General features: G+C 55.9%; 7 protein-coding genes and 2 rRNA genes. 1 reads left to right on the top strand and 8 read right to left on the bottom strand.

Going from position 1 to position 5,583, the window contains the following annotated elements; translation table 11 throughout:
• The 6 genes from holB to BN871_RS08120 form a co-directional block, all read right to left on the bottom strand.
• On the bottom strand, nucleotides 1-702 hold a 702-nt coding region (gene holB, locus BN871_RS08145; protein WP_048745309.1), incomplete at its 3' end, for a DNA polymerase III subunit delta'.
• Nucleotides 703-720: 18 nt separating this feature from the next.
• Complete coding sequence (locus BN871_RS08140; protein ID WP_021878483.1) at nucleotides 721-1,164, bottom strand: YaaR family protein; 444 nt, start codon at nucleotides 1,162-1,164, stop codon at nucleotides 721-723.
• A gap of 30 nt (nucleotides 1,165-1,194) precedes the next feature.
• Nucleotides 1,195-1,524 carry a cyclic-di-AMP receptor gene (locus BN871_RS08135; RefSeq protein WP_048745308.1) on the bottom strand — a complete coding sequence of 110 codons (330 nt, stop codon included), beginning with the start codon at nucleotides 1,522-1,524 and terminating at the stop codon, nucleotides 1,195-1,197.
• Nucleotides 1,525-1,585: 61 nt separating this feature from the next.
• Nucleotides 1,586-2,215: a dTMP kinase gene (tmk, locus tag BN871_RS08130; protein WP_048745307.1), complete on the bottom strand. Its 630-nt coding sequence runs from the start codon at nucleotides 2,213-2,215 to the stop codon at nucleotides 1,586-1,588.
• 188 nt (nucleotides 2,216-2,403) lie between these two features.
• Nucleotides 2,404-3,927, bottom strand: coding sequence for an aminotransferase class I/II-fold pyridoxal phosphate-dependent enzyme (locus tag BN871_RS08125; protein WP_157060241.1), 1,524 nt, complete (start codon nucleotides 3,925-3,927; stop codon nucleotides 2,404-2,406).
• Nucleotides 3,928-4,044: 117 nt separating this feature from the next.
• Complete coding sequence (locus tag BN871_RS08120; RefSeq protein ID WP_021878479.1) at nucleotides 4,045-4,236, bottom strand: sigma factor G inhibitor Gin; 192 nt, start codon at nucleotides 4,234-4,236, stop codon at nucleotides 4,045-4,047.
• Between the two features lie 197 nt (nucleotides 4,237-4,433).
• Here BN871_RS08120 and BN871_RS08115 point away from each other — a divergent pair, with 197 nt between their 5' ends.
• Complete coding sequence (locus BN871_RS08115; RefSeq protein WP_021878478.1) at nucleotides 4,434-4,973, top strand: hypothetical protein; 540 nt, start codon at nucleotides 4,434-4,436, stop codon at nucleotides 4,971-4,973.
• A gap of 140 nt (nucleotides 4,974-5,113) precedes the next feature.
• On the opposite strand, the gene rrf is transcribed toward BN871_RS08115, so the two are convergent.
• Nucleotides 5,114-5,230: ribosomal RNA gene (rrf, locus tag BN871_RS08110) — 5S ribosomal RNA — on the bottom strand.
• Nucleotides 5,231-5,319: 89 nt separating this feature from the next.
• Nucleotides 5,320-5,583: ribosomal RNA gene (locus tag BN871_RS08105) — 23S ribosomal RNA — on the bottom strand; the annotation flags it as partial.

The following is a 5,583-nucleotide window of genomic DNA, read 5'->3' as shown; positions in this document are numbered from 1 at the left end:
CTGGACGGTCACCATGCCCGCAGTGAATCGGGAAGTGCTCTCCTTGCCTAATTGTATCACTACATTTCGGATTTCTGCAAACCCAATCTGTTCTATTACAGCGCGGCATCCGTCGAGGCCGGAAGCCAAATGGACGGCTGCGCGGACATGAGCGGCAGGATATCCTTCCTGCGCGAGCTGCTCCAGCATCTCCTTGGGCGAATAGGGCAAAAAAGGGACCGGCTGTGTTCGGGAAGCAATAGTGGGCAGCACGGCCCCGGCATGCGTCGCGAGCAGAATCGCCACTGTCGGCGAGACAGGCTCTTCCAGGAACTTCAGCAGGCTGTTGGAGGCCGGAGGAGTCATCGATTCCGCTTTCTCCATGATATACACCTTGCGCCGGGAGGGATCCGCTGTCCGGTAGGACATCTCCCGCTGCAAGTCGTCGATTTGTCCAAGCTTGATGGAATTGCCATCCGGAGCGATCCGGTGCAGATCAGGCTGATTGCCATGCTCGAACTTGCGGCATTCCAGGCATTCTCCGCAGGCGTCGTCCCCGCCGGCCGTGCAGAACAGGGCCTGGGCAAACGCCAGAGCCGTCTGCAGCCTGCCCGTGCCTCCCGGCCCATGGAACAGATAGGCATGCGATACCTTGCCGCTCTGAAGGGCATGCCGCAATATTTGCTTGGCCTTTTCCTGGCCGGGGATTTCCGCAAGTCTCATAGCTGTCCTTTCCTCGCTCTAAAATAACAGGTTGATCAGCAGGCCGCGGATGTCTCCGACCCGCTGCAGCAGCTCCATGCGCCCCTGCTCGCTGAGCAGCAGCTCATCGGCCATGGCGAGCAGGCTCTCGTCGATCTCGTCCAGCAGCTTATGCCGCTTGATCCGGCCGCGCCGGTCCATGCTGCGCACATCCTTGATTCCGACGCCGCGCCGAACGGTCATCTCCAAAAACTGCTTGACCATCGCTTTGTAGGCTTTCAGCTCGCGCATCGTCATCGAGCGGGAGAGCCGATCTCCCTGCTGCTGAATATCCTGCAGCTTCTGCTCAAGCTCTTCGCGGCTTCGGCTCTGGTCCTGATAGCGCATCGCATCGGCGAAGGATTTGGACTGCACCGGCTTGCCCGCCGCGCTGTCTCTTGCGCGATCCTGCCCCAGCGGACGCCAGCCCGGATCGATCTTCATCTGCGCACGCTCCTGTCAGGTAGATCTGAATTAGAAATGTTCAAAACGCTCCACCGGCATGACGAATACGGCGGCACCGCCAACCTGAACCTCGACCGGGAACGGGATATACGAATCGGTCGTCCCGCCCATAGGCGACACCGGCGTCACGAGCTGGTCGCGGACCTTGCAGTTGGAACGGATGCAGTGCAGAACTTCATGCACTCGCTCATCCTCGATCCCGATCATGAACGTGGTGTTGCCCGCCTTCAGGAATCCTCCGGTGCTCGCCAGTTTGGTAGCGCGGAATCCTTCGCGGACAAGAGCGTTCGACAGACGGTTGCTGTCCTTGTCTTGTACAACGGCAATGACTAGCTTCATCCTCATTCCTCCTATTTGTTTAGATATAAAATTGGACAAAACAGGCCTGAATTCCTGCTTGTCACATCGATAAAGCGGCCATCGCGTCGATTAATACCGATTCGGGCGATTGCTCCGCATCGATGCGGACGATCCGCCCAGGATGCATCTCCAGAAGCTTCATATATCCGGCGCGCACCTTGGCATGAAAGGACTCCCGTTCCAGATCCAGCCGGTTGATTTCCCGTTCTCCCGCCTCGGCGATCCGCCTCAGGCCGATCTCGACCGGCAAATCCAGAAACAGCGTCACATCCGGCATCCAGCCTTCGATCGCAAAACGGTTGATTTCTTCAATGGCGTTCATTCCAAGACCGCGCGCAAACCCCTGATAAGCGAGGCTGCTGTCGATGTAGCGGTCGCAGATGACGGTCTTGCCCGCCTCCAGCGCCGGAATGACCTTCTCGGTCAGATGCTGCCTTCTAGCCGCCGCATACAGGAGCGCTTCCGTCCGGCTGTCCATTCCGGTATGCGTCCGGTCCAGGATGACCTCTCGGATCTTCTCGGCAATAGGGATGCCTCCAGGCTCCCTCGTTGTCAGGACTGCATATCCTTGCTGCTCCAAGCCAGCGGCAAGGGATTGGATCAACGTCGTCTTGCCCGCGCCTTCCCCGCCTTCTATCGTAATAAACCTTCCTCGCTCCACTTGTAACATGCTCCCTGCTCGGTTTTTACCTATCATACCATGACCGGCGCCGCTTACCTATCGGAATGCTGCCAGAGCCGGCTTTTCTCCAGGGTACGCAGTCAGCGAGGCGAACCGGATTCTGCCGTTCATTTCCGGACATGGAGCCGAAAAGCAAAGCCGTCGCCCTCTCGTGACCAGACACCAAACAGAGCGGCTCACTCCGAGGAAGGAAGACGGACTGCGATGCAGCCCCTGTCCTCTTCGCTCATACCCTGGAATCTGGCGCCTGCCTCCAGCAGTCTCTGCATATGAGCCGCCGTTTCAGAAGTTATCCGCTCACCTTCATAAACAAGCGGAATTCCCGGCGGGTACGGGATGATTCTCTCTGCGGCAAGCCGGCCTGCCGAATCCTTGATCATCACCTTTTCTTCTTGCTCCGGAATCCTCTTGCTTCGCCTCAACAGCACCGGCAGCGAGACAACCTCTGCGCGGCTGTTTTCCGATTCCGACAGCGGAGCGATAATGCGTCTGCTGTCGGCCGGCTCGTCCAATCGGATAACGGAGGCCGGCTCATCCAATCGATTAACGGAGGCAATCTCTTCGAGAGCGGCAAGAAGCGCATCGGCATCTTTTTCTTCACTCCTGGCTCCAACGATAAGAACGACATAGCGGGCATCCGCCATCTCCGGCCAGCAGCCCCGTAATTCCAGCTCCTTCTGCAGCCTGAACCCGCTCAGACAGCCGCTGGCGTCCTCCAAGACGATTCGGAGAGGATCCAGCCGCAGCTCCTCCCCTTGCAGCTCCCGTTCCAGCAACCGGAAGGGATGGGGCGCCTTCGGATCCGATGCCCAATCCCGGATCCGCTTCGCAGCCTGCAATCCGGGTTCAAACCAATTCTCGCCATAGATGCCGACTTTGGCGCGGGCCGCGTCCAGCGAGGCCAAGATCGGAAACGACGGCGAAGAGCTTTGAATCATCGTCAGCGCCTGCTTGACGCTTGAACGATCCAGCCTCTCTCCTTGCATATGAAGCATCGCTCCCATCGTCAGGGCAGAGAGGGTCTTGTGCGTGGACTGGACAACTCCGTCAGCCCCTGCCTGGAGAGCTGATCCGGGAAAAGAGGGGTGGAGCCCGTAATGAGCTCCATGAGCTTCATCCACCAGCAGCACCGCACCGGCCTCATGAATATATTCCGCATAAGGGCGAAGGTCGACCGACAAGCCGTAGTAGTTCGGATTCGTCAGGAACACGGCTTTGGCATCCGGATAGAGGGCGAGCCCTTCTTGAATTGTCCGCAAGGAGGGAATCGATCCTATTCCCGTCTTCTTATCCATCTCTGGAGCCAGGAATACCGCTCTAGCCCCGCTTAACTGAAGGCCGTTCAGAACCGATTTGTGGACATTGCGCTGGACGAGGACCAGATCCCCCGGAAGACAGGTTCCGATGATCAGGGCGATGTTTCCCGACGTGCTTCCGCCGACCAAGAAGGAGGTTTCCTCGGCCCCGAAGCATTCTGCCGCGAGCAGCTGAGCCTCCAGGATCGCCCCGCTCGGATCATGGAGATCGTCCGTGCTTGCCAGCTCGGTCACATCGATTTTCATGACCATGTCCAGCCACTGCGGATATGCGGAATTTTGAGAGTCAGCATGATCAAGAACCGTTTCGTTGCCGCCGGTTCCCCCTTTGTGGCCTGGAACATGGAAGGAGACCGGATTGCCGGCTGTATGGGAGTTCAACATCGTGAGGAGAGGAATATCGGATTGATTCATAAAAGCTTTCCTTTCGCTTGCATTCATTTCTTCCATTGTAATGAAAAAAGAAGCAAAAAAAAAGCTTTCTTCCCGCAGGAAGAAAGCTCAGACATTCTTATGCACCCATATTTGCTTCATCTGATGGACATAAAAGGGGTATTTCTCGTCCTTTACATCCGTCTGAACCATTTCATTTTCACAGCTGCCGCAAATGAATTCCGATACGATATGAAGTCCCTGGTCCTGGGGCTTGAATTGGCCGCATACGATGCATTCACACAAAGCGCCCTCATGCATAGTCCATCCGCCTTTCTTTCAAGTACAATGATATTATCAGGATGCCCTGAAATCTATTAATCCATACCTGTAAATTCGTATAAACGTCTTCTTACACCATATTCAGCCTGGATCCGTCGGTGCCTATCCCAATTAAACTGAACCGAGTCCGCGGCTCGACCGATAGTAAAGAAGAGTCCCTAATGAGGAGGAGCCGCATGTTCCAGCCTTTGTCCGAGCAAAAGGAAGCTACGATTTATCAATACCGGCTTATCCGCAAGCTGTATTTTTCACCTGCACTGGTCCGCTACCATTGGGCTGTCGGACTGTTATTGGCCGCATCCCTGCTCGTCCTCTCTCCGATCAGCAGCTTGGCCGGCTTGACTGCAGGTCTATTGTTCATACCCCTTCTTCATTTCACTTTGATCCGGTTGATCGGACTGCGCAGCCATCATGAATTCAAGTCAAGAAAATGGTCGTGGAGATTTGTTTTCCCCCTCGCAGGCTATCTTCCCGAGCTTCCTGTCGAGCTGGCTGCCTTCACCCGTCTGCAGATCCATCTGCTCTGGACAGGACTGTGCTGCATCATGCTGTTCTATCCCTGGCTGCAGCCGGAAACTCTGTCTTCCCTGTTGCTTGTCCATTTTTGGCTGCTTGCGCCTCATCTGACCGCTGTATTCTTCCTCCTGAAGGAAAGAAGGGATGGCGTCGTCAAGCTCCCCTTGGAGGAGTCCTATTATTTGTATTATCACCGATAACCTCTGAAAAAGAATCTCTTTTTATTACCCGCACATCTTCCTGCCTAATCCCCCGTCATGGGGGATTAATGTCGCTTTATGCCATTTAAAATCAAAAAAAGCCTGGCCGGCGATTGCTCGCGGATCAGGCTTCTCTCTGTGCTTGGCGACGTCCTACTCTCCCAGGACCCTGCGGTCCAAGTACCATCGGCGCTGGAAGGCTTAACGGTCGTGTTCGGGATGGGTACGCGTGGTTCCCTTCCGCCATCGCCACCAAACGTTACGCTTGTTCAAGACGTGGCTTGCGCCTTGAAAACTGGATCGAACCAATACGATGGATGCTGAGTCCATTTGCTTTTCTTACCCATAGGATAAGCCCTCGACCGATTAGTATTCGTCAGCTGCACGCATTGCTGCGCTTCCACCCCGAACCTATCAACCTGGTCGTCTACCAGGGGTCTTACATACTGGGAAATCTCATCTTGAGGGGGGCTTCGCGCTTAGATGCTTTCAGCGCTTATCCCGTCCGTACGTAGCTACCCAGCGGTGCTCCTGGCGGAACAACTGGTACACCAGCGGTACGTCCATCCCGGTCCTCTCGTACTAAGGACAGCTCCTCTCAATTCCCTGC

Source organism: Paenibacillus sp. P22 (assembly GCF_000469945.2).
Lineage (GTDB): Bacteria > Bacillota > Bacilli > Paenibacillales > Paenibacillaceae > Paenibacillus_O > Paenibacillus_O humicus.
This window is presented reverse-complemented; position numbering and strand designations above follow the sequence as displayed.

What these genes read in the sequence shown, in the direction of transcription:
- BN871_RS08140 (WP_021878483.1), bottom strand. Translation starts at nt 1,164, where the DNA reads ATGAAGATCGATCCGGGCTGGCGTCCGCTGGGGCAGGATCGCGCAAGA.
- BN871_RS08120 (WP_021878479.1), bottom strand. Translation starts at nt 4,236, where the DNA reads ATGCATGAGGGCGCTTTGTGTGAATGCATCGTATGCGGCCAATTCAAG.
- BN871_RS08125 (WP_157060241.1), bottom strand. Translation starts at nt 3,927, where the DNA reads ATGTTGAACTCCCATACAGCCGGCAATCCGGTCTCCTTCCATGTTCCA.
- BN871_RS08135 (WP_048745308.1), bottom strand. Translation starts at nt 1,524, where the DNA reads ATGAAGCTAGTCATTGCCGTTGTACAAGACAAGGACAGCAACCGTCTG.
- BN871_RS08115 (WP_021878478.1), top strand. Translation starts at nt 4,434, where the DNA reads ATGTTCCAGCCTTTGTCCGAGCAAAAGGAAGCTACGATTTATCAATAC.
- tmk (WP_048745307.1), bottom strand. Translation starts at nt 2,215, where the DNA reads ATGTTACAAGTGGAGCGAGGAAGGTTTATTACGATAGAAGGCGGGGAA.